Annotated in this window: 24 protein-coding genes; 18 read left to right on the forward strand and 6 right to left on the reverse strand. The window is 64.1% G+C overall.

Annotated elements, in window-relative coordinates; translation table 11 throughout:
• Positions 1 to 54: 54 nt before the first annotated feature.
• From JG746_RS02735 to JG746_RS02770, 8 genes are all read left to right on the forward strand, one after another.
• Positions 55 to 543 (forward strand): DUF29 domain-containing protein, encoded by a 489-nt coding sequence (locus tag JG746_RS02735; protein ID WP_202356779.1) that lies wholly within the window; start codon positions 55 to 57, stop codon positions 541 to 543.
• A 44-nt stretch (positions 544 to 587) separates the two neighbouring features.
• The gene (locus tag JG746_RS02740; RefSeq protein WP_202356780.1) at positions 588 to 1,181 is read left to right on the forward strand and encodes a hypothetical protein; all 594 of its coding nucleotides are present in this window, start codon (positions 588 to 590) and stop codon (positions 1,179 to 1,181) included.
• 44 nt (positions 1,182 to 1,225) lie between these two features.
• Positions 1,226 to 1,831, forward strand: a complete 606-nt coding sequence (locus tag JG746_RS02745; protein ID WP_202356781.1) for a glutathione S-transferase family protein — start codon at positions 1,226 to 1,228, stop codon at positions 1,829 to 1,831.
• Positions 1,828 to 2,442 carry an urease accessory protein UreE gene (ureE, locus tag JG746_RS02750; protein ID WP_202356782.1) on the forward strand — a complete coding sequence of 205 codons (615 nt, stop codon included), beginning with the start codon at positions 1,828 to 1,830 and terminating at the stop codon, positions 2,440 to 2,442. Before JG746_RS02745 ends, ureE begins: the two co-directional genes overlap by 4 nt.
• The gene (locus JG746_RS02755; protein WP_202356783.1) at positions 2,435 to 3,106 is read left to right on the forward strand and encodes an urease accessory protein UreF; all 672 of its coding nucleotides are present in this window, start codon (positions 2,435 to 2,437) and stop codon (positions 3,104 to 3,106) included. The genes ureE and JG746_RS02755 overlap by 8 nt, the downstream gene beginning before the upstream one ends.
• Positions 3,103 to 3,543: a DUF3995 domain-containing protein gene (locus JG746_RS02760; RefSeq protein ID WP_202356784.1), complete on the forward strand. Its 441-nt coding sequence runs from the start codon at positions 3,103 to 3,105 to the stop codon at positions 3,541 to 3,543. The genes JG746_RS02755 and JG746_RS02760 overlap by 4 nt, the downstream gene beginning before the upstream one ends.
• Positions 3,540 to 4,181 (forward strand): urease accessory protein UreG, encoded by a 642-nt coding sequence (gene ureG / locus JG746_RS02765; protein ID WP_202356785.1) that lies wholly within the window; start codon positions 3,540 to 3,542, stop codon positions 4,179 to 4,181. The genes JG746_RS02760 and ureG overlap by 4 nt, the downstream gene beginning before the upstream one ends.
• A gap of 85 nt (positions 4,182 to 4,266) precedes the next feature.
• A complete protein-coding gene (locus JG746_RS02770) occupies positions 4,267 to 5,034 on the forward strand; it encodes a class II aldolase and adducin N-terminal domain-containing protein (RefSeq protein WP_202356786.1) in 768 nt (255 codons plus the stop codon).
• Here JG746_RS02770 and JG746_RS02775 read toward each other — a convergent pair.
• Complete coding sequence (locus JG746_RS02775; RefSeq protein ID WP_202356787.1) at positions 5,031 to 5,663, reverse strand: HAD family hydrolase; 633 nt, start codon at positions 5,661 to 5,663, stop codon at positions 5,031 to 5,033. The two genes, JG746_RS02770 and JG746_RS02775, sit on opposite strands and share 4 nt — an antisense overlap.
• 246 nt (positions 5,664 to 5,909) lie before the next feature.
• Here JG746_RS02775 and JG746_RS02780 point away from each other — a divergent pair, with 246 nt between their 5' ends.
• Entirely contained in the window at positions 5,910 to 6,869 is a 960-nt protein-coding gene (locus JG746_RS02780; RefSeq protein WP_202356788.1) for a sugar-binding transcriptional regulator, read from the forward strand.
• Between the two features lie 58 nt (positions 6,870 to 6,927).
• On the opposite strand, the gene JG746_RS02785 is transcribed toward JG746_RS02780, so the two are convergent.
• On the reverse strand, positions 6,928 to 7,113 hold the full coding sequence (locus tag JG746_RS02785; protein ID WP_202359241.1) for a hypothetical protein: 186 nt from the start codon (positions 7,111 to 7,113) through the stop codon (positions 6,928 to 6,930).
• A 109-nt stretch (positions 7,114 to 7,222) separates the two neighbouring features.
• Between JG746_RS02785 and gcvA the strand changes: the two genes are divergently transcribed.
• From gcvA to JG746_RS02830, 9 genes are all read left to right on the forward strand, one after another.
• A complete protein-coding gene (gene gcvA / locus JG746_RS02790; RefSeq protein WP_202356789.1) occupies positions 7,223 to 8,128 on the forward strand; it encodes a transcriptional regulator GcvA in 906 nt (301 codons plus the stop codon).
• Positions 8,129 to 8,329: 201 nt separating this feature from the next.
• On the forward strand, positions 8,330 to 9,640 hold the full coding sequence (locus tag JG746_RS02795; RefSeq protein WP_202356790.1) for an ABC transporter substrate-binding protein: 1,311 nt from the start codon (positions 8,330 to 8,332) through the stop codon (positions 9,638 to 9,640).
• Positions 9,641 to 9,763: 123 nt separating this feature from the next.
• The gene (locus JG746_RS02800; protein ID WP_202356791.1) at positions 9,764 to 10,636 is read left to right on the forward strand and encodes a carbohydrate ABC transporter permease; all 873 of its coding nucleotides are present in this window, start codon (positions 9,764 to 9,766) and stop codon (positions 10,634 to 10,636) included.
• An 11-nt stretch (positions 10,637 to 10,647) separates the two neighbouring features.
• Positions 10,648 to 11,472, forward strand: a complete 825-nt coding sequence (locus JG746_RS02805) for a carbohydrate ABC transporter permease (RefSeq protein WP_115141447.1) — start codon at positions 10,648 to 10,650, stop codon at positions 11,470 to 11,472.
• Positions 11,473 to 11,534: 62 nt separating this feature from the next.
• Entirely contained in the window at positions 11,535 to 12,533 is a 999-nt protein-coding gene (locus JG746_RS02810; RefSeq protein WP_202356792.1) for an ABC transporter ATP-binding protein, read from the forward strand.
• Positions 12,534 to 12,535: 2 nt separating this feature from the next.
• A complete protein-coding gene (locus tag JG746_RS02815) occupies positions 12,536 to 13,309 on the forward strand; it encodes an L-iditol 2-dehydrogenase (RefSeq protein WP_202356793.1) in 774 nt (257 codons plus the stop codon).
• A gap of 150 nt (positions 13,310 to 13,459) precedes the next feature.
• On the forward strand, positions 13,460 to 14,938 hold the full coding sequence (locus tag JG746_RS02820; protein ID WP_202356794.1) for a mannitol dehydrogenase family protein: 1,479 nt from the start codon (positions 13,460 to 13,462) through the stop codon (positions 14,936 to 14,938).
• Positions 14,939 to 14,953: 15 nt separating this feature from the next.
• On the forward strand, positions 14,954 to 15,637 hold the full coding sequence (locus JG746_RS02825) for an HAD family hydrolase (protein WP_202356795.1): 684 nt from the start codon (positions 14,954 to 14,956) through the stop codon (positions 15,635 to 15,637).
• Positions 15,634 to 17,220: an FGGY-family carbohydrate kinase gene (locus JG746_RS02830; RefSeq protein ID WP_202356796.1), complete on the forward strand. Its 1,587-nt coding sequence runs from the start codon at positions 15,634 to 15,636 to the stop codon at positions 17,218 to 17,220. Before JG746_RS02825 ends, JG746_RS02830 begins: the two co-directional genes overlap by 4 nt.
• An 8-nt stretch (positions 17,221 to 17,228) precedes the next feature.
• Here the strand turns inward: JG746_RS02830 and JG746_RS02835 are convergent, their stop codons facing one another.
• The 4 genes from JG746_RS02835 to JG746_RS02850 are packed head-to-tail and all read right to left on the reverse strand — an operon-like array spanning position 17,229 to position 21,054.
• On the reverse strand, positions 17,229 to 18,314 hold the full coding sequence (locus JG746_RS02835; RefSeq protein ID WP_202356797.1) for an ABC transporter ATP-binding protein: 1,086 nt from the start codon (positions 18,312 to 18,314) through the stop codon (positions 17,229 to 17,231).
• A 2-nt stretch (positions 18,315 to 18,316) separates the two neighbouring features.
• Entirely contained in the window at positions 18,317 to 19,363 is a 1,047-nt protein-coding gene (locus JG746_RS02840; RefSeq protein WP_202356798.1) for an NAD(P)-dependent alcohol dehydrogenase, read from the reverse strand.
• 15 nt (positions 19,364 to 19,378) lie between these two features.
• Positions 19,379 to 20,191 carry a carbohydrate ABC transporter permease gene (locus tag JG746_RS02845; RefSeq protein WP_202356799.1) on the reverse strand — a complete coding sequence of 271 codons (813 nt, stop codon included), beginning with the start codon at positions 20,189 to 20,191 and terminating at the stop codon, positions 19,379 to 19,381.
• Positions 20,188 to 21,054, reverse strand: a complete 867-nt coding sequence (locus JG746_RS02850; RefSeq protein WP_202356800.1) for a carbohydrate ABC transporter permease — start codon at positions 21,052 to 21,054, stop codon at positions 20,188 to 20,190. Before JG746_RS02850 ends, JG746_RS02845 begins: the two co-directional genes overlap by 4 nt.
• Positions 21,055 to 21,134 lie beyond the last annotated feature (80 nt).

The following is a 21,134-nucleotide window of genomic DNA, read 5'->3' on the forward strand; positions in this document are numbered from 1 at the left end:
TCACCCGCACCCATCCCCGTTTAAACGTGACGCGCTTTAGGGCATTATGCCCCCATGAACAGGATTGATCGCCTTATGGCGCTGACGCCCTACGAAACGGACTTCGCGCAGTGGAGCGCCGAACAGAGCGCGCTATTGCGTGAGGGGCGTCTTGAGCAGCTTGATCGGGAGAACGTGGCCGAGGAGATCGAGAGCTTGGGGAGGAGCGACAGGCGGGAGATCCGCAGCCGGATGGAAGTGTTGATCGCACATCTGCTGAAATGGGAGCTTCAGCCAGGCCACAGATGCCATAGCTGGCAAGCTTCCATCACCGAACAGCGCATTTGGATCGGTAATATCATCAAGGACAGCCCGAGCCTCCGACGCTATCCCGCGCAGATTTTCGACGGGGCGTATAAGGACGCTTTGCCCGTCGCGGTAAGGGAGACGGGTCTGAGGAAGTCCCATTTCCCGAGCGAACCTTCCTTTACGGCCAAGCAGGCGCTCGATGGCCGGTTTTGGCCGGGAAGCCCGCTTTCAATGGACGAGTTCCTGCGAGACTAACCCAGAACCCCAGCGCGCCGTCACCACCTAGCTTGTTGAGGCCCATGGCCACCGAACTCGCCTCTCCCCACGACATTTTCCCGCATATCCGCATCGTCATGGGCATGGTGATCGGGCTTGGTGTCGCCCGCCTGTTGTCGGGGGTGGCGCGCATCGTCCAGCATCCCGGCCAGTACAGGCTCTATCCCGTGCATCTGGCCTGGGTCGCCTCGGTGCTCCTGATGCTGGTGCATTTCTGGTGGTGGGAGTTCGGGCTCTACGCCATCGAGACATGGACCTTCGGCAAATATCTGTTCATCATCTTCTACGCGATCACGCTGTTCCTGCTGTGCGCTCTGCTGTTTCCGGATTCGATGCTGGACTACACCAGCTACGAGGACTTCTTCTATTCGCGCCGCGGCTGGTTCTTCGGCCTGCTGGCGGCGACCTATCTACTCGATGTGGTCGATACGCTGTTGAAAGGGCCTGAGCATTTCGCCCGCTTCGGCAACGAATATCTGTTCCGCACGCCGGTCTTCGTGGCGCTTTGCATTGCCGCGATCCTGGTGCGCGACCGCCGCTTCCACATCGCCTTCGTGGCGGCTGCCCTGATCTACCAGATATCGTTCATCCTGCGGCTCTTCGACACGATCGTATGACTATGGCGGATGGTCTAGAGTCTGGGGAAAGGCAGGGTTCAACCATGTACAAAGCCGTCGGATCACGGGGATCCCGGGTCAGCCGGGTTCTGTGGATGCTCGAGGAACTCGGGCAGCCCTACGAGTTCGTCGAGGTCAAACTGAGCTCGCCGGAAGCCTATGCGCTCAATCCGTCGGGCAAGGTGCCGGTCCTCATCGACGGCGAACTGACGGTGACGGATTCGGCGGCGATCTGCGTCTACCTGGCCGACAAGCACTCGGACAAAGGCATGGGCGCCACCCCAGGAGTCGCCGGCCGAGCCGAGATGGATTCCTGGATGCATTTTGCCCAGAGCGAATTCGAGGCGCCGCTGTGGAACAAATTGCGCCACCGCTTCCTGCTGCCGAAAGAAATTCGGGTCGATGTCGGCCCTGCCGCCGCCTATGATTTCGCCTCGGAGGCCAAGGCGCTGGACCGCCGGCTGGGCGACAGGCCGTTTGCGCTCGGCGACCGGTTTTCCGCCGTCGACGTGCTGCTCGGCGACATGGGCAGCTGGGCCCGCGCCGGCAAATTTCCGATCGAGTCCGACCGCGTCAACGCCTATTTCGACAGGGTGCTTTCGCGCCCTGCCCGCGCGCGGGCACAAGCCAATGGCGGAGCCATGAAATGAAGCTCAACCTCAACACCGACTTCACCAAATTCCCGCGCGCCGTCTCGGTGCTGCCCGCCAGCGCGGAGGGTGCGGCGCCCGCGTTTGCCAAGGCCGTTCTTGCCCATGACGAGCGGCATCTGCGCCGCCGGGCCATCGAACTGTCAGACGGCAGCAAGGTGCTGGTCGACCTACCCGAACCCGTTGCGCTGAACGATGGCGACCGGCTGGTGCTGGAGGATGGCCGCCATGTCGAGATCATCGCGGCGCCCGAAGAGGTCTACGACATCCGCGCCCGCGACGGCGTGCATCTGACCGAACTAGCCTGGCATATCGGCAACCGCCACCTCGCCGCGGGCATCGAGGCGGACCGCATCGTCATCCTGCGCGACCACGTCATCAAGGCGATGCTGGAGGGGCTCGGCGCCACGGTGCGCGAGGTTTCCGAACCGTTCAAGCCGGTGCGCGGCGCATATTCCGGGCATGGCGGCGGCCATGGTCATGACCATGGCCACGATCACAGCGATGCCGAGGCGCATGCCCATAGCCACGGTGAGGCATACTCCCACTCGCATAGCGAATCGCATTCCCATTCGCACAGCCATAGCGGCCATCACCACGATCATGACTGACCAGCCCTCGAACATCGCCCTGCTGCGGCTGATGGCGTGGCTCTCGCCGGCCTTTCCGGTCGGCGGCTTTGCCTACAGCCACGGTCTCGAACGGGCGGTGCATGACGGGCTGGTCGCCGATGCCGGGAGCCTGGCCAACTGGCTGGGAACGCTGGTCGAGATGGGCTCGGGCTGGAACGATGCCGTGCTGTTTTCCGAGAGCTGGCGCCGCGCCCGCAACGCCGGCGATCTCGACGAGGTGGCGGCCCTGGCCGAGGCGCTCGCCGGATCGCGGGAACGCCATACCGAGACCATGCTGCAAGGTGCCGCCTTCCTGAAAGCGGCCGCCGCCTGGCCCAATCCCGCGCTGGAGCGCTTGCCGGCCGAATGCGCCTACTGCGTCGCCGTCGGCGCCATCGCCGGCGGCAATGGCATTGCACTGCAGGACGCGCTGTCCGCTTTCCTGCAAGCCTTCTTCTCCAACCTCGTCCAGGCGGCGATCAGGCTCGGTGTCGTCGGCCAGAGCGAGGCCACCGCGCTGCTGGCCGGCTTCGAGCCGCTGGCGATTTCGACCGCCGCCCGTGCGTCCCGTTCGACGTTGGACGATCTCGGCGGTTGCGCCTTCGTCTCCGACGTCATGGCGATGAAGCACGAAACCCAGTATTCGCGATTGTTCCGCTCATGATCGCCCTCGCCTTTGTCCTCTCATTCGTCCTGCTGCTGATCACGGCGCTGCATGTCTATTGGGGCATTGGCGGCATCTGGCCGGGCAGGGATGCGGCGTCCTGCGCCCGCGCGGTCGTCGGCTTTCGCGGCGTCGACGAGATGCCGACGCCTTTCGCCAGTTTCGCCGTTGCCGCCTGTCTTGGCCTGGCGACACTCTGGCCGCTGGCGCTCATCGGCTTCTTTGCCTCGCCCTTCCCGAGGGAGGGCCTTGCCGCCACCTCGCTGCTCATCGGGCTGGTGTTCCTGGGGCGCGGCATTGCCGGCTTCACGCCGTGGTGGCGGCGCCTGGCGCCCGAGCAGCCTTTCGCCCGGCTCGATGTCCGCTATTATTCGCCGCTGTGCCTGCTGATCGGGCTCGGCTTCGCAATCCTTGCCATCATGGAGTTCCCGACATGACCCAGCCTAACGGTCCCCTTCGCATCGGCATTGGCGGTCCCGTCGGCTCCGGCAAGACGACGCTCACCGAAAAACTCTGCAAGGCGCTGCGCGACGAGTTCTCCATCGCCGTCGTCACCAATGACATCTACACAAGGGAAGACGCCATGATGCTGGCCCGGCTGCAGGCCCTGCCGGAGGACCGCATCGTCGGCGTCGAGACCGGCGGCTGCCCGCACACCGCCATTCGCGAGGACGCTTCGATCAATCTGCAGGCGATCGCCGAGCTCAACCGGAAATTCCCCGATCTCGACATCATCTTCATCGAGTCCGGCGGCGACAACCTTGCCGCCACCTTCTCGCCGGACCTTGCGGATCTGACGCTCTATGTCATCTCGGTCTGCCAGGGCGAGGAGATCCCGCGCAAGGGCGGGCCGGCGATCACCCGCTCGGATTTCCTGATCATCAACAAGAGCGATCTGGCGCCCTATGTGAACGTAAACCTCGACGTGATGGAGAGCGACGCCGGCCGCATGCGCGGCAAGCGTCCGTTCGGCTTCACCGACCTGTCACGCGGCAAGGGCTTGCGGGAGGTCATCGACTTCATCGTCGAGCATGGCGGGCTGCGGGTTGGCACCGCCACCAGCACGGCGGCTTGACGCAGCAGCTTCGCGCTGTGCCAACCAAAACCCGTTGCGGGCAGCCGTCGGTCGCGGCATTCTCGCCAAAACCGGAGGATTTTCGATGAGCATTGCCCGCCTGCAGAAAGAGCCGCTGACCAACCTGCCCTTCTATGAGGAGCGCGTCGATCTTGCCTGTGCCTTCCGCTGGACGGCGCGGCTCAACATGCATGAGGCGGTGGCCAACCATTTCTCGCTCGCGGTCAACGAGGACGGTACGCAGTTCCTGATGAACCCCAACCAGGTGCATTTCTCGCGCATCAAGGCGAGCGACCTGCTGATGATCGACGCCAACGATCCGGGCACGCTGTCAGGCCCCAACGCACCCGACCCGACGGCCTGGGGCCTGCACGGCGCCATCCATCGCAACGTGCCGCATGCGCGCTGCGTCATGCATGTCCATTCGATCCATGCCACGGTGCTGGCTTCGCTCGCCGACTCGACATTGCCGCCGATCGACCAGAATTCGGCGATGTTCTTCAACCGCCATGTCGTCGACGCGCATTATGGCGGGCTGGCTTTCGAGGAAGAAGGCGAGCGCTGCTCGCAGCTTCTCACCGACCCCAAGGTCAAGGTCATGGTGATGGGCAATCACGGCGTGCTGGTGATCGGCGACACGGTCGCCGATGCCTTCAACCGCATGTTCTATTTCGAGCGCGCCGCCGAGACCTACATCAAGGCGCTGTGGACCGGCCGGCCGCTGCGCACGCTGTCGGACGCCATTGCCGAGAAGGCGGCGAGCGAAATGGACGACTATCCCGGCCAGGCCGAGCGCCATCTCAGCGAGTTGAAGGCGATCCTCGACGAGGAAGAGCCGGTTTACCGGAATTAGAGACCGAGCTGAGTCCGCAATTCCTCGGCGCTGTTGATGACGATGGCGCCGGGCGGTCCGTCCATCGGCTTTTCCGGCCAGAAGATCGTCTTCATGCCCGCCGCCAGCCCCGCCATGGCGCCCGGCCAGCTGTCGTCGACCGCGACCGCGTGAGCGGGATCGACATCGGCCAGATAGGCCGCGCGCAGGAAGGGTTCGGCATGCGGCTTGCCTTCGCGCACGTCGTTGCGGCTGATCGTCTTCATGCCGGGATAGAAGAGGCCGACGGCGCGCAGGTTGGCATCGACGATCAGCCTGTCGGAATTGGAGACCACCGCTTGCTGAACGCCAAGCGCCCGCAATTCATTGAAGACTTCGATCGCGCCGGGGCGCGGCCGCAAGCCCTCGACCAGCGGCAGGTAATGGTCGTATTTGCGCACGATCCAGTCGTCGAAGGCCAGGTCCAGGCCGAACTCGTCGCGCATCATTTCGTAGACCGGCCAGGCAGCGACGCCGAGCACACGCTCATGCAGGTCGCCGGGCGGCGTGAGGCCGACATTGCGCATCGCCGCTACAAGAGCCGCCTCGTGCAACGGCTCGCTGTCGACCAGCGTACCATCCATGTCCCAGAAAACCGCCTTCGGTGTCATGCAGCGCTCCTTTTGCGATCCCCTTAAAGGGTTTGCGCAGGGAGATAAACCGTCGCGATCACAGAAGGTGACTGCCGCCGGCACCGAAGCCGCCCTGCTTTCCGCGTCGCAATGGTGCCAGTGGGGAAAATCCCGACCGTGCCGAGCCAAACAATTGCCCTTGAGATTGACAATTGCGCAGGCCGACATTCCCTGCGAAACTAAGAGTGGACCGCCTTGATGACTGGCGGGCTTGGGAGGCAGGACGTGAGTACCCGGCAGGATGGCGGCAGCAACAGGCTTGACGACGCCGCGCGTGCCGGCTGGCTTTATTACGTCGCCGGCAACACTCAGGACCAGATCGCCGCCACGCTCGGCATCTCGCGGCAGACGGCGCAGCGGCTGGTGTCGCTGGCCGTGTCGGAAGGCTTGATCAAGGTCCGTGTCGATCATCCGATCGCCAACTGCCTCGACCTCGCCGCCCGGCTGAAATCGCGTTTCGCGCTCGACCTGGTCGAGGTGGTGCCGAGCGACCCGAATTCATCCTCCACCACGATCGGCATTGCCGAGGCGGCGGCCGCCGAGATCGAGCGTCGGCTGCGCTCGCCGACACCGATCGTCATGGGGATCGGCACCGGACGCACGCTGAAGGCGGCGATCGAGCAATTGCCGCCCATGGAATGCCCGCAGCACAAGGTGGTGTCCTTGACCGGCAACATCTCGCCTGACGGTTCGGCCGCCTTCTACAACGTCATCTTCACCATGGCCGACCGGGTCAAGGCGCGCTCCTTCCCGATGCCGCTGCCGGTCATCGCCTCCTCGCCACAAGAGCGCGAGATGCTGCTTAACCAGCCGATGATCCAGCCGACGCTGGCCCTTGCGGCGGAAGCCGACGTCACCTTCATCGGCATTGGCGACCTCGGCCCGAAGGCGCCGCTCTATGAGGACGGCTTCATTTCCGAAAGCGAGTTGAAGGCCCTGCAGAAGGCCGGCGGCATCGCCGAGATCGTCGGCTGGGTTTTCGACCGGGAAGGCCGCATGATCGAAGGCATCACCAACGACCGTGTGTCGTCGGCATCGCTGCCGTCGCGCGAGAAATCGCTGGTCATTGCGCTCGCCATGGGTGAGCGCAAGCTGCCTGGGATCCTGGCGGCCGTGAACCGCAGGCTGGTCAACGGGCTCATCACCGACGAGCGGACGGCGGCCGCTTTGCTGGCCAGCGTCTGACCGGAAAGCGCCTCCACCTGCCGGCCGCCGCGACGGCCTTGTGATAAAGCCAACAAGTCTATTTATGCCGCCCGCGAGGGTCGTTGCCATCGAGGAGACCAAGGTCGCGCTGCAGATGCGGCGACAGGTCCCTGATGTCGAGATGCGCCTTTTTTCTGATCGCGAACCAGCCGAATCCGTCCGCAAGCCACGAAATCCAGCGATAATCCGGAACGGGAGTGCATTTTTGCTGCGCCATGGTCATGATCGTCAACCTTCGCTATCCTGGACCCGAATGACGGGTTGACAGGAATGTCGGTCTTGCCGGCCGGCTTTGCCAATCGAACGTCGATAAGGACCCATAAGGAGCCTTTATGCCTGACCTCAGCTCGCCGCAGGTTTCGCAACTGCCGCCGCTGCAGGCGATCCGGGTGTTCGAAGCGGTGGCGCGACATCTTTCCTTCACCAAGGCCGCCGTGGAACTCGCCATGACCCAGGCCGCCGTCAGCTATCAGATCAAGGTGCTGGAAGAGCGCGTCGGCGCACCGCTGTTCCTGCGCCGGCCACGGCAGATCGAGTTGACCGAAGCCGGCCAGCGCATGGCGCCGGCGGTCACCGAGGCCTTTGCCATTCTGAGCCAGGCCTATGCCGCCGCGCGGGGTGGTGCGGACGGGCTGTTGTGCGTCACCACGGTACTGACCTTTGCCTCGAACTGGCTGGCGCATCATCTGGGCTCGTTCCAGATGGCTCATCCCGCGCTTGCCGTACGGCTTGAGACATCGAGCCGGCTGACGGATTTCGCCCGCGAGGACGTCGATCTGGCAATCCGCTCCGGCGGCGGCAAATGGCCGGGGCTGGAGGCCCACAAGCTGCTCGACGCCGATTTCACGCCGATGCTGAGCCCGAAACTCGCCGCGAGCATCGGCGGCGTCAAGGAGCCGGCCGACCTGTTGCGGCTGCCGATCCTCGATCCGGGAGACGTCTGGTGGAGCCAATGGTTCGAGACGGCCGGCGTGCATGCGCATGATCTTGCCAAGCGGCCCGGCAGCAGCATGGGCGCGCAGGCCTATGAAGCCAATGCGGCGATCGCGGGACATGGCGTGGCGATCCTGACCCGGGCACTGTTCAAAGCGGAACTTGCCGACGGGCGGCTGATCCAGCCCTTCGACCTGGTCGGCGATGACGGCCACGCCTACTGGCTGGTCTATCCCGAAGCGCGCCGAAACGTGCCGAAGATCCGCGCCTTCCGCGACTGGCTGCTGGCCGAGATCGCCTGCTGACAGGCGTTTTTTCCTCGATCCAATCCTCCAGACCTTCCTGTCGCGCCGCCTGATATCAGGCGCGGGCGCGGCTCGTCGTCCGTCCATCGGCAAGTCCGGTGCTGCGCTGCAGCATCGAATCCGGCTTGACATAATTCACGGCAAGTGAGTAATTGCTCACAGCCAAGGCAAATGCTCATCTTGGTTCATGGGAGGAATTTGATGAAACTGCGCACGCTCACCCTGGGCTTGTTGTCGGCCAGCGCTCTCGCTTTCGCCGCACATGCCGAATCCATCACCATCGCCACCGTCAACAACGGCGATATGGTCCGCATGCAGAAGCTGACCGACGACTTCACCAAGGCCAACCCCGACATCCAGCTCAACTGGGTCACTCTTGAAGAGAACGTGCTGCGCGAGCGCGTCACCACCGACATCGCCACCAAGGGCGGCCAGTATGACGTGATGACCATCGGCACCTACGAGGTTCCGATCTGGGCCAAGCAGAGCTGGCTGCTGCCGCTCGACAAGCTCGGCGACGACTATGACGCCAAGGACATCATCCCGGCTATTGCCGGCGGCCTTTCGGTCGACGGCAAGCTCTATGCCGCGCCCTTCTACGGCGAAAGCTCCTTCGTCATGTACCGCAAGGACCTGATGGAGAAAGCCGGGCTGAAGATGCCCGACGCGCCGACCTGGGACTTCATCAAGCAGGCTGCCGACAAGATGACCGACCGCGCCAATGGCGTGAACGGCGTGTGCCTGCGCGGCAAGGCCGGCTGGGGCGAGAACATGGCCTTCCTGACCGCCATGTCGAACTCCTTCGGCGCCCGCTGGTTCGACGAGAACTGGAAGCCGCAGTTCGACCAGCCGGAATGGAAGAACACGCTGCAGTTCTATGTCGACCTGATGAAGGCCGACGGCCCCGAGGGCGCGTCCTCGAACGGCTTCAACGAAAACCTGGCGCTGTTCCAGCAGGGCAAGTGCGGCATGTGGATCGACGCCACGGTCGCGGCGTCCTTCGTCTCCGATCCCAAGGCATCCCAGGTCGCCGACAAGGTCGGCTATGCGCTGGCACCCGACAATGGGCTCGGCAAGCGCGGCAACTGGCTGTGGGCATGGTCGCTAGCCATCCCGGCCGGCACCAAGAAGGCTGACGCGGCCGAGAAGTTCGTCTCGTGGGCGACCAGCAAGCACTATGCCGAACTCGTCGCTTCGAAGGAAGGCTGGGCCAACGTTCCTCCGGGCACGCGCTCCTCGCTCTACGCCAATGCCGAGTACCAGAAGGCGGCTCCGTTCGCCAAGATGACGCTGGACTCCATCAACGCCGCCGACCCGACGCATCCGACCGTCAAGCCGGTGCCCTATGTCGGTGTCCAGTTCGTCGCCATCCCTGAATTCCAGGGCCTTGGCACGACAGTCGGCCAGCTCTTCTCGGCGGCTCTTGCCGGCCAGTCGAGCGTCGACGATGCGCTGAAGCAGGCCCAGGACGCTGCCACCGCGGCAATGACCGAAGGCGGGTATATCAAGTAAGGCTCCTCCCGGTGCCGAATGCCGGTTGCCTCCTCGACCGGCAACGGCCGCCCGAGTTCCCAGCTCGGGCGGCCGCCTTCAACGCCTCTGAAAATTCAGTCTGACCATTGAAGGGTGACCGTCATGGCTACTCAGCAGACCCGTTCGCTTGCCCGTTTCATGATGGCGCCATCCGTCGTGCTGCTGTTCGTCTGGATGATCGTGCCGCTGGTCATCACACTCTGGTTCTCCTTCCAGCAGTACAATCCGCTCAATCCGATCCGCGACGGCTTCGTCGGCTTCTCCAACTACGCGCTGTTCTATTCCAATCCCGCCTTCCTGCAGTCGATCCTCAACACCCTGGTCCTGGTGATCAGCGTGCTGTTGATCACGGTGATCGGCGGCATCGCGCTGGCGCTGTTGATCGACCAGCCGATGTGGGGACAAGGCATTGTGCGCATCCTCGTCATCTCGCCGTTCTTCGTCATGCCGCCAGTGGCCGCGCTGGTCTGGAAGAACATGATCATGCACCCGCAATACGGGGTGTTCGCCGACATAGCGCGCTTCTTCGGGGCGCAACCGATCGACTGGTTCGGGCAACATCCGATGACGGCGATCATCATCATCGTCGCCTGGCAGTGGCTGCCTTTCGCGACGCTGATCCTGTTGACCGCGCTGCAATCGCTCGACGGCGAGCAGAAGGAAGCCGCCGAAATGGACGGCGCCGGCTTCATCAGCCGCTTCATCTATCTGACGCTGCCGCACATGTCGCGCGCCATTACCGTCGTCATCCTGATCCAGACCATCTTCCTGCTCTCGGTCTATGCCGAGATCCTCGTCACCACCAATGGCGGCCCCGGCTACGCCTCCACCAACCTGCCCTTCCTCGTCTACCAGAAGGCGTTGCTGGAGTTCAAAATCGGCCAGGCATCCGCGGGCGGTGTGATCGCCGTCATTCTCGCCAACATCGTCGCCTTCTTCGCCATGCGCGCGGTCGGCAAGAACCTCGACAAGTAAGGGAGGACAAGATGGCACGTGCAGTCACCACCCAACACAAGGTCATTGCGACAGGCGCCGCCTGGATCGTCGCCCTGCTGATCTTCTTCCCGATCCTCTACACGATCATCACCTCGTTCAAGTCGGAACAGGAGGCGATCCAGGGCTTCGCGCTGATCCCTTCGGGAACGTTCGAGAGTTATACCGAGGTTCAGGCGCAGAGCGGCTATTTCAAGTTCTTCTTCAATTCGGTGCTGCTCTCGGTCGGCTCGACCATACTGGCCCTGCTGGTCGCCATTCCGGCGGCATGGTCGATGGCGTTCTCGCCGACCAAGCGGACCAAGGACATCCTGATGTGGATGCTGTCCACCAAGATGATGCCGGCGGTCGCGGTGCTGTTCCCGATCTACCTGATCTTCCGCGACACCGGCCTGCTCGACAGCCGCATCGGCCTGATGGTCATGCTGATGCTGATCAACCTGCCGATCGTGGTGTGGATGCTCTACACCTATTTTCGCGAAATTCCCGGCGAGATCCTGGAAGCGGCGCGCATGGACGGCGCATCGCTGTGGAACGAGATCATCTACGTGCTGACGCCGATGGCGGTGCCCGGCATTGCCTCGACCATGCTCCTGAACATCATCCTGGCCTGGAACGAAGCGTTCTGGACGATCCGGCTGACCACCACGGAAGCCGCGCCGCTGACCGCCTTCATCAGCTCTTTCTCCAGCCCGCAAGGCCTGTTCTGGGCCAAGCTTTCCGCCGCCTCGACGCTGGCGATCGCGCCGATCCTGATCATGGGCTGGTTCAGCCAGAAGCAGCTGGTGCGCGGCCTGACCTTTGGCGCCGTGAAGTAAGCAAGCCGTGCCGTAACGTGACGCTCAAGAACGTCGGACTATAACCCCTCGGGGAGGAAACCATGGGAAACATCACGCTCAAGAACGTCTCCAAATCCTTCGGGTCGACGGTCATCATTCCGGGCATTGACCTGGTGATCGAGAACGGCGAGTTCGTCGTCTTCGTCGGCCCGTCGGGTTGCGGCAAGTCCACGCTGCTGCGGCTGATCGCCGGGCTGGAGGACACCAGCGGCGGCACCATCAACATCGACGGCCGCGACGTCACCGGCGAGGCGCCGGCCAAGCGCAAGCTTGCCATGGTGTTCCAGTCCTACGCGCTCTACCCGCATATGACGGTGGCCAAGAACATCGCCTTCCCGCTGAAGATGGCGGGCGAGGACCAGGCGACCATCGACAAGAAGGTCAAGGACGCCGCGCGCGTCTTGAACCTCACCAACTATCTCGAACGCCGGCCCGGCCAGCTCTCCGGCGGCCAGCGCCAGCGCGTCGCCATCGGCCGCGCCATCGTGCGCCAGCCCTCGGCCTTCCTGTTCGACGAGCCGCTGTCCAACCTCGATGCCGCCCTGCGCGGCACGATGCGGCTGGAGATCAGCGAGCTGCACCATCAGCTCAAGACAACCATGATCTATGTCACCCACGACCAGGTCGAGGCGATGACCATGGCCGACAAGATCGTCGTGCTGAATGCCGGCAATATCGAGCAGGTCGGCTCGCCGATGGAGCTCTACAAGACGCCGCGCAACCTGTTCGTCGCCGGCTTCATCGGCTCGCCGAAGATGAACCTGGTCGAGGGCGCGCCGGCGGCCAAACATGGCGCCAAGACCATCGGCATCCGCCCCGAGCATATGCAGATTTCGACCACCGCTGGAGAATGGAAGGCCACAGTCGGCGTCGCCGAGCATCTGGGCTCCGACACGTTCCTGCACGTCCAGGCCGACGGGGTCGGTCCGCTGACGGTGCGTGCCGATGGCGAACTCGCCGTCCATCACGGCGACACCATCTACCTGACGCCCGACAAGGCCAAGCTGCACCGCTTCGGCGCCGACGGAAAGGCAATGTAAGCATGCGCCGCCTGACCGGCAAATCGGCGCTGATTACGGGATCGGCGCGTGGCATCGGCAAGGCCTTCGCCGAAGCCTATGCGCGCGAGGGCGCTACCGTTGCCATTGCCGATATCAATCTCGAGGCCGCGCAAAAGACGGCGGCCGAAATCGGCGACAAGGCGTATGCCGTCAGACTCGACGTCACGGACCAGACCTCCATCGACGCTGCGGTCAACGCGGTCGAGACCAGGACCGGCGGCCTCGATATATTGATCAACAACGCCGCGCTGTTCGACCTGGCGCCGATAGTCGAGATCTCGCGGGCGAGCTATGAGAAACTGTTCTCGGTCAATGTCGCCGGCACGCTGTTCATGCTGCAGGCGGCGGCCCGCTCGATGATCGCGCGGGGCAAGGGCGGCAGGATCATCAACATGGCAAGCCAGGCAGGCCGGCGCGGCGAGCCGCTGGTCAGCGTCTACTGCGCCACCAAGGCCGCCGTCATTTCGCTGACCCAGTCGGCAGGGCTCGACCTGATCAAGCACCGCATCAACGTCAACGGCATCGCGCCCGGGGTCGTGGACAGCGACATGTGGGATCAAGTCGATGCCCTGTTCGCCAAATACGAGAACCGGCCGAAGGGCGAGAAGAAGAGGCTTGTCGGCGAAGGAGTGCCCTACGGCCGCATGGGCAAGCCGGAGGACCTCGCCGGCATGGCTGTCTTCCTGGCCAGCGATGAAGCCGAGTACATCGTCGCCCAGACTTACAATGTCGATGGCGGCCAGTGGATGAGTTGAGGGGGGCGGCCTCTGCTTCTCGTCCCTCCGCGGGAGCAGAGGTCCATATTACAGGCCGCATCGGCCTCGCAAGACGTGTGTCGTCCCTTTCCCGGCAGGACGGGGAGAGGCGGAGTAACGAGGCCGAAGCCCGGCCAAAGGGTAAAACAGATGACCGTGAAACTCTCTTCCGCCAATCTCGCCAACCTTCCCGCCGAGGTCGCCGGTCCGAAATATGACCGCTCGAAGCTCAAGGCCGGCATCGTGCATTTCGGCGTCGGCAATTTCCATCGCTCGCACCAGGCGGTCTATCTCGACGATCTGTTCAATGCCGGGATCGGCCATGACTGGGCGCTCGTTGGCGCCGGCGTCTTCGAGGGTGAGAAAATCGGCCGCGGCAAGCTCGAAGAGCAGGACTGGCTGACCACGGTGGTCGAGCAGGATGAAGGCCATATGAGCGCCCGCGTCACCGGGGCGATGATCGACTTCCTGATGCCCGGTGATGCGGCCGGCATCATCCAGAGGTTGGCCGACCCGGCGATCAAGATCGTGTCGCTGACCATCACCGAAGGCGGCTATTTCATCGACCCGGCGTCGGGCAAATTCAACCCGGCCCATCCCGATATCGTCGCCGACGCGCAGCCTGGCGCGACGCCGAAGACCGTGTTCGGCCTCATCCTCGCCGGACTGCTGCGCCGGCGCGACGAAGGCATCGTGCCGTTCACCGTGATGTCCTGCGACAACATCCCCCACAATGGCCATGTCACCTCGGACGGCGTCATCGGCCTGGCGCGGCTGATCGACGAGGATCTGGCCAACTGGGTGAGCGGCAACGTCGCTTTTCCCAATGGCATGGTGGACCGCATCACGCCTGCCACCACCGACCGCGAACGCGGCATCCTGGCCAAGGATTTCGGCGTCGAGGACGCCTGGCCGGTGTTCTGCGAGCCGTTCCGGCAATGGGTGCTGGAAGACCGTTTCACCGACGGCCGGCCGCCGCTGGAAAAGGTCGGCGTGCAGTTCGTCAAGGACGTGGCGCCCTACGAGTTGATGAAGATCCGCATCCTCAATGGCGGCCATGCCACCATTGCCTATCCGGCCGGGCTGATGGACATCCATTTCGTCCATGAGGCGATGCAGGAGCCGCTGGTACGCGGCTTTCTCGACAAGCTCGAGCATGACGAGATCATCCCGACCGTGCCGCCGGTGCCAGACAAGGTGCTGGAGGACTATTACCAGCTCATCGAGAAGCGCTTCTCCAACCCCAAGATCGGCGACACGATCCGGCGGCTCTGCCTCGACGGCTCCAACCGCCAGCCGAAATTCATCATCCCGACCATCGCCGACCGCCTGAAGGCGGGAAAGGGTGTCGCCGGGCTGGCGCTGGAATCAGCCCTTTGGTGCCGCTATTGCTTCGGCACATCGGACAGCGGCGCAGTCATCGAACCCAACGACCCGAGCTGGGACCGGCTGCAGGCAACGGCAAAGGCGGCAAAGGACGCGCCCGCCGCCTGGCTCGCCATGGAGGACATCTATGGCGATGTCGGCCGCGCCACGGCATTCGTCGAGGCCTTCGGCCACGCGCTCAACGTGCTGTGGGCTAATGGCGCGCGCGCCACGCTGACGCGCTACATCGCCGGCAAGCTCTGAGAGCCATCAGCCATCATGACGCCTGAACTGGTCATCTTCGACTGCGATGGCGTGCTGGTCGACAGCGAGGCGCTCTCCGTTTCGGCGCTGCTCGGCATGATCGAACTTGCCGGCGGCAGCGTCAGCGAGGAGGCCGCCTACGAGCATTTCCTTGGCAAGAGCATGAAAAGCGTGCGCGAGATCCTTGGCCGCGACTTCGGCCTGGAGATCAGCGACCAGCATCTGACCGCCATGCGCGTCGACCTCATGCGCAAGTTCCGTGAAGAGCTGAAACCGATCCCCGGCGTCAAGGAGATGCTGCCGAAGCTCGGCCTGCCATTCTGCGTCGCCTCGTCGGGCACGCTGGAGCGCATCCGCTATGCGCTCGACGTCACCGGACTGCTCGGGCTGATGGAGCCGCATCTGTTCAGCGCCGCCATGGTGGCCAAGGGAAAGCCGGCGCCCGACCTTTTCCTGCATGCCGCCGCCAGCATGCGGGCGCATCCGCGCAAATGCCTCGTCATCGAGGACAGTCCGGCCGGCATCGCGGCGGCACGCGCGGCTGGCATGCGGGTGTTTGCCTTCACCGGCGGCGCGCATGCCGGCAACCCCGCACTGAAAGCGCGGCTTGCGTCGAGTGAACCGGACTTTATATTCGCTGACATGCTGCAATTGCCCGATCTGATTGCAGGCCTGGGAGCGAGAGTTAGAGCATCTTGACGAAACAGTTTGTTTGCGCGGTCGATGTCGGCACCGGGAGCGCTCGCGCGGGCATTCTCGACGCCAGTGGTACCTTGCTTGGCCGTGCCGATCGGCCGATCGCGATGAACCAGCCAAAGCCCGATCACGCCGAGCATGATTCGCGCGATATCTGGGCGGCCGTCTGCGCCGCCGTGCGCGCGGCGCGCGAAAAGGCCGGCGTCGCGGCGCAGGATGTTGTCGGCATCTCGTTTGACGCGACCTGCTCCCTGGTGGTGCGCGACCGCCAGGGCGAACAGCTCAGCGTTTCGACCACCGGCGACAAGCGCTGGGACACTATCGTGTGGCTCGATCACCGTGCCATTGCCGAAGCCGACGAATGCACGGCGAGCGGCCACGAGGTGCTCAACTATATTGGCGGCGTGATGTCGCCGGAGATGGCGACGCCGAAGCTGATGTGGCTGAAGCGCAACCTGTCCAAGAGCTGGAATGAAGCCGGCTATCTATTCGACCTGGCGGATTTCCTGACCTGGCAGGCGACCGGCTCGCTGGCCCGCTCGCAATGCACGCTGACGGCGAAGTGGACTTACCTGGCGCATGAAGACACCGCATGGCAGCGCGATTTCTTCGAAATCGTCGGCCTCGACGATCTCTTCGAGCACGGCAATCTGCCGGAGCGGGCCAGTCCGGTCGGCGCCGACATTGGTCCGCTGACAGCGCAAGCCGCGGCCGAGCTCGGCCTGACGGAGAACTGCCGGGTCGGCGCCGGGGTCATCGACGCCTATGCCGGCGCGCTCGGCGTGCTTGGCGGCTTTGCCGGCGACGAGCAGGATATCGGCCGGCATCTGGCGCTGATTGCCGGCACGTCCTCCTGCGTCATGGCGATGTCGCCCGACCCGCAGCCTTTCGCCGGCGTCTGGGGGCCGTACTATGGCGCGGCGCTGCCGAAGCTGTGGCTGTCGGAAGGCGGCCAGTCGGCCACGGGCGCGCTGCTCGACCACATCATCCGCTGGCACGGCGCCGGTGGCGAGCCGGACGCAGCCATGCATGCCAGGATCGCCCGGCGCGTCGCCGAACTGCGCGCCGCCGAGGGCGAGAACCTCGCTGCACGGCTGCATGTGCTACCGGACTTTCACGGCAACCGTTCGCCGCTCGCCGATCCGCATGCCGTCGGCGTCGTCAGCGGGCTGACACTGGATTCCTCCTTCGACAGCCTGTGCAAGCTCTATTGGCGCACCGCCGTCGGCATCGCGCTCGGCGTGCGCCATGTGCTGGAGGCGCTGAACGAGAACGGCTACCTGATCGACACGCTGCATGTCACCGGAGGCCACACCAAGAACCCGCTGCTGATGGAGCTCTACTCCGACGCCACCGGCTGCACGGTGGTCGAGCCGCTGGCCGACGAGGCTGTGCTGCTCGGCACCGGCATGGTCGCCGCGACCGCCGCCGGGCTTTTCCCCGACCTCAACGCCGCCTGCCTTGCCATGCAGCAGGGTGGCAAGAGGCGCGCCGCCAACAAGGCCGCCGGCGCCCGCTTCGATCGCGACTACCGGATTTTCCTGGAAATGCACCGGCAGCGGCAGGCGCTCGACGCGATCCGCTAAGCTGTTGCCTACTGACTGCGTAGCGACGCGCCTGACGTTGCGTCGAACAAATGGATGGCCTCTTCCTCGAATGTGTAGCGGACAGGCGCATTCAGCACCGGGCATTCGCGTGCCGGAACCAGCGCACTGATCTCCCTGCCGCCGGAACCGAATGTCACCAGCGCATCATTGCCGTGGAATTCTATGAGATCGGCCGTGCCTTGCAGTATGGCGGCGGCCCCGGCATTGGCCGTCTTCAGGTCCGGCGGCCGGATGCCGAGCACGGCGCGGTCGCCATGCCGCAGATGGAAGCCCCGGCCCTCGATCGAGAGCACCGTTCCAGCACCGGTCAGCGTCCAGCCATCCCCTTTCCGGCCAATCGTCACCTCGACAAAATTCATGTTCGGCGTGCCGATGAAGCCGGCAACGAACATGTTGGCGGGCCGCAGATAGATTTCCGCCGGCGCGCCGATCTGCTCGATGACACCCTCTTTGAGCAGCACGATGCGATCGGCCAGCGTCATCGCCTCCAGCTGGTCATGGGTGACGTAGACGGTGGTCGTCTTCAGCGACTGGTGCAGCCGCGCGATCTCGACGCGCATATGGTTGCGCAACTTGGCGTCGAGATTGGAGAGCGGCTCGTCGAACAGGAACACCTTTGGTGTCTTGATCATCGCCCGCGCGATTGCCACGCGCTGCTGCTGGCCGCCGGAAAGCTCGGCCGGCTTGCGGCCGAGATAGGGCTCCAGCCCGAGCGTCCTCGACACCGCTTCGACCCGCTTGCGGATCTCGGCCACGGGCACTTTCTGGCGCCGCAGCCCGAAGGCGATGTTGTCGAAGATCGTCATATGCGGGTAAAGCGCGTAGTTCTGGAACACCATGGCAATGCCGCGGTCGCCCGGATCGAGGTCGTTGACCACCTTGCCGCCGATCGAGACCTCGCCGCCGCTGATGTCCTCCAGCCCCGCCAGCATGCGCAGCAAGGTCGACTTGCCGCAGCCGGACGGGCCGAGGAAGACGACGAATTCGTGTTCCTCTATCGAGAGGTTGAGGTCGCGGATGACCGTGGTGGCGCCATAGGCCTTGTCGACATGGGAGCAAACGATCGCGGACATGATCATCCCTTCTCGCCGGTGAGCAGGATCTGCAGCTTGACGTCTTCCGGATTGCCTTGGGCAGCCCGCTCGAAGGCCTCGATGCTGTCGGCGAAATCATAGGTGCCGGTGATCAGCGGCTTGAGGTTGACCTTGCCGGAGGCGATCAGCTGCAAGGCGCGGTCGAAGATGTTGGCGTAGCGGAACACTGTCTCGATGCGCACCTCCTTCGAGATCGCCGCCGGCACGTTGAGCACCACCGGCTCCACCGGCAGCCCGACCAGGACCACCGCGCCGCCCGGCCGCATGACATCGAATAGATCGGCGAAGGCTTTCGGGCTGCCGCTGGCCTCGAAGACGATGTCGGCGCCCCAATTGTCGGTCGCGGCGGCGACCGCATCGACCAGCGACTGCTCGCCGATATTGACCGGCACGATGCCGGCATATTGCGCGGCGATCTTGAGCTTGGGCGCGGAGAAATCGGAAATCAGCACTTTCGAGCAGCCACCGGCCAGGGCGGCAAGCGCGATCATGATGCCGATCGGGCCGCAGCCGACGACGACGGCGACATCGCCGGGGACGATGCGGGCACGGCTTGCCGCCTGCATGCCGATGGCGAAGGGCTCGACCATCGCGCCCTCGGCGAAGGAGACATTGTCGGGCAGTTTGTAGGTGAAGGCGGCTGGGTGCACCGCATAGGGCGCCAGCACGCCATGCACCGGCGGCGTCGCCCAGAAACGGACGTCGGGGTCGACATTGTAGATGCCGAGCTTGGTCGCGCGCGACGACAGGTTCGGCACGCCCGGCTCCATGCAGACGCGGTCGCCGACCTTGAACGTCACGACATTGGCGCCGGTCTCGACGACCGTTCCTGCGGCTTCGTGGCCGAGCACCATGGGTGCGCGCACGACATAGCTGCCGATGGCGCCATGGGTGTAATAGTGCACGTCGCTGCCGCAGACGCCGACCGTATGGATGGCTATCTTGACGTCGTCCGGCCCGACATCGAGCGGCAGCGCGACCTCGCGCAGCGACAGTTCGCCTTTTTTCTCAAGCACCAGTGCCCGCATCGGGAAATCCTCACATCAACTCTTTTTTTGCCGGAAAACGGAATTCAGGAAGCCGCTCAGCACGCCAAGGAACAGCAGCGGCGGCAGCGACAGGAGCACGACCGAGGCGTTGAGAATGCCCCAGGGCACGTTCATGCCTTGCTGCGACAGTTCGGAGGCGACGATCGGCAAGGTCTTGGCGTTGGAGCTCGACAGCATCAGCGCGATCAGGAATTCGTTCCAGACCAGCACGAAACTGAAGGCGATCGCTCCTGCCAAAGAGCGCGCCGCGACAGGCAACGCGATGCGCCAGAACACCGAGTAGGCGCCGTAGCCGTCGACGAAGGCGGCTTCCTCGATCTCCTTCGGCACGCCTTGGAAGGCAGGGATGGCGAGCCACATGATCACCGAGATGGTGAGCAGCGAATAGGTGATGATCAGTGCCGGCAAAGTGTCGTAGAGGCCGACCTGCAGCCAGATCACCATCAGCGGAATGGCCACCGCCACCGGCGGCAGGAAGCGCAGCGACAGCACGAAGAACTGGATGTCGCCGGCCCAGCGGTTGGGATAGCGCGCCACCGCGTAGGCCGCCGGCAAGCCGAGCACGATGCCGATCAGCACGGCCGAGCCGCAGGCGACGACCGAGTTGTTGAGCCCGGTGAGCACGCTGTCGCGGCCGAGGATATAGCCGATGTTGGCCCATGTCGGCGTGAACACCAGGCGCGGCACGCGGGTGATGATGTCGACATTGTTCTTCAGCGCATTGAGCGCCGTCCACAGCAGCGGGAACACGGCCATGAAGCCGGCAAAGGCCAGCACGATCCTGCCGATCAGGCGACCCGGTCTCATGCCTGCACCCGCTTCCAAAGCATGGTGAAGGTGATGACCGTGGCGATCATCATCAGCACGGCCATGGCCGAGGCGTAGGAGACCTTGCCGGACTCGATGAAGCCTTGCGAGAAGGCGTACATGTCGAGCGTTTCGGTGGCCACGCCCGGTCCGCCGCGGGTCATCACATAGATCAGGTCGAAGGAGCGCAGCGATTCGATCATCTTGACGAACATCAGGCTGATCAGCGGCGCCTTCAGCATCGGCAAGGTGACATAGGCGTGGATCTGCCAGCGTTTTGCATGGTCGAGCCGGGCCGCCTCGATCGGCTGCGGCGGCAGGGTTTCGAGCAGCTTCAGCACGATGACGGCGAAGAACAGCCCCCATTGCCAGACATCGACCGACGCGACGGCGAACAAGGCCGTTGCCGGCTTCGACAGCGGGTCGAAGATCAGCCCGCCGGTCAGCAGCCGGTACGGGTAGGTGGCGATGCCGTAGAGCGGGTGATAGGCGAACTTCCAGACGAAGGCCGCCGAGACGCGCGGCAACAGCACCGGGATGATGAACAGCAGGCAGTAGACATTGCGCAGGCGGGGCGAGGCGACCTCGAACATCAGCACCCCGAGCCCGATCGCCACCACCATGGTGGCCACCACAGTGACGATCTCCCATTTCACCGACACCCAGACCGCGTTGAGGAAGCGGCGGTCGAGGAACAGGTCGCTGAAGTTCGACAGCCAGACCCAGGAATAATCAGGCGTGCTCAACTCGCGATTCTGCAAGGCGATGACGATGGCGTAGAGCGTCGGCACCATCGACAGCACCAGAAGGATGGCGATGGTCGGAACGACGAAGGTGACAGGGAGCGACGTGCGTCGGGCCATAGGCATCTATCCTCGCTTGCGTCTCGATCGTGTCGGCATGATTTCTCCTAGAGTTTTGACGCAATTCCCAAGGGCAAGCG

It is taken from the genome of Mesorhizobium sp. 113-3-3, from assembly GCF_016756495.1.
In the GTDB taxonomy this organism is placed as follows: domain Bacteria; phylum Pseudomonadota; class Alphaproteobacteria; order Rhizobiales; family Rhizobiaceae; genus Mesorhizobium.

Coding starts and splice junctions, on each gene's coding strand:
- JG746_RS02735 (WP_202356779.1), top strand. CDS start 55: ATGAACAGGATTGATCGCCTTATGGCGCTGACGCCCTACGAAACGGAC.
- JG746_RS02740 (WP_202356780.1), top strand. CDS start 588: ATGGCCACCGAACTCGCCTCTCCCCACGACATTTTCCCGCATATCCGC.
- JG746_RS02745 (WP_202356781.1), top strand. CDS start 1,226: ATGTACAAAGCCGTCGGATCACGGGGATCCCGGGTCAGCCGGGTTCTG.
- ureE (WP_202356782.1), top strand. CDS start 1,828: ATGAAGCTCAACCTCAACACCGACTTCACCAAATTCCCGCGCGCCGTC.
- JG746_RS02755 (WP_202356783.1), top strand. CDS start 2,435: ATGACTGACCAGCCCTCGAACATCGCCCTGCTGCGGCTGATGGCGTGG.
- JG746_RS02760 (WP_202356784.1), top strand. CDS start 3,103: ATGATCGCCCTCGCCTTTGTCCTCTCATTCGTCCTGCTGCTGATCACG.
- ureG (WP_202356785.1), top strand. CDS start 3,540: ATGACCCAGCCTAACGGTCCCCTTCGCATCGGCATTGGCGGTCCCGTC.
- JG746_RS02770 (WP_202356786.1), top strand. CDS start 4,267: ATGAGCATTGCCCGCCTGCAGAAAGAGCCGCTGACCAACCTGCCCTTC.
- JG746_RS02775 (WP_202356787.1), bottom strand. CDS start 5,663: ATGACACCGAAGGCGGTTTTCTGGGACATGGATGGTACGCTGGTCGAC.
- JG746_RS02785 (WP_202359241.1), bottom strand. CDS start 7,113: ATGACCATGGCGCAGCAAAAATGCACTCCCGTTCCGGATTATCGCTGG.
- gcvA (WP_202356789.1), top strand. CDS start 7,223: ATGCCTGACCTCAGCTCGCCGCAGGTTTCGCAACTGCCGCCGCTGCAG.
- JG746_RS02795 (WP_202356790.1), top strand. CDS start 8,330: ATGAAACTGCGCACGCTCACCCTGGGCTTGTTGTCGGCCAGCGCTCTC.
- JG746_RS02800 (WP_202356791.1), top strand. CDS start 9,764: ATGGCTACTCAGCAGACCCGTTCGCTTGCCCGTTTCATGATGGCGCCA.
- JG746_RS02805 (WP_115141447.1), top strand. CDS start 10,648: ATGGCACGTGCAGTCACCACCCAACACAAGGTCATTGCGACAGGCGCC.
- JG746_RS02810 (WP_202356792.1), top strand. CDS start 11,535: ATGGGAAACATCACGCTCAAGAACGTCTCCAAATCCTTCGGGTCGACG.
- JG746_RS02815 (WP_202356793.1), top strand. CDS start 12,536: ATGCGCCGCCTGACCGGCAAATCGGCGCTGATTACGGGATCGGCGCGT.
- JG746_RS02820 (WP_202356794.1), top strand. CDS start 13,460: ATGACCGTGAAACTCTCTTCCGCCAATCTCGCCAACCTTCCCGCCGAG.
- JG746_RS02825 (WP_202356795.1), top strand. CDS start 14,954: ATGACGCCTGAACTGGTCATCTTCGACTGCGATGGCGTGCTGGTCGAC.
- JG746_RS02835 (WP_202356797.1), bottom strand. CDS start 18,314: ATGTCCGCGATCGTTTGCTCCCATGTCGACAAGGCCTATGGCGCCACC.
- JG746_RS02840 (WP_202356798.1), bottom strand. CDS start 19,363: ATGCGGGCACTGGTGCTTGAGAAAAAAGGCGAACTGTCGCTGCGCGAG.
- JG746_RS02845 (WP_202356799.1), bottom strand. CDS start 20,191: ATGAGACCGGGTCGCCTGATCGGCAGGATCGTGCTGGCCTTTGCCGGC.
- JG746_RS02850 (WP_202356800.1), bottom strand. CDS start 21,054: ATGGCCCGACGCACGTCGCTCCCTGTCACCTTCGTCGTTCCGACCATC.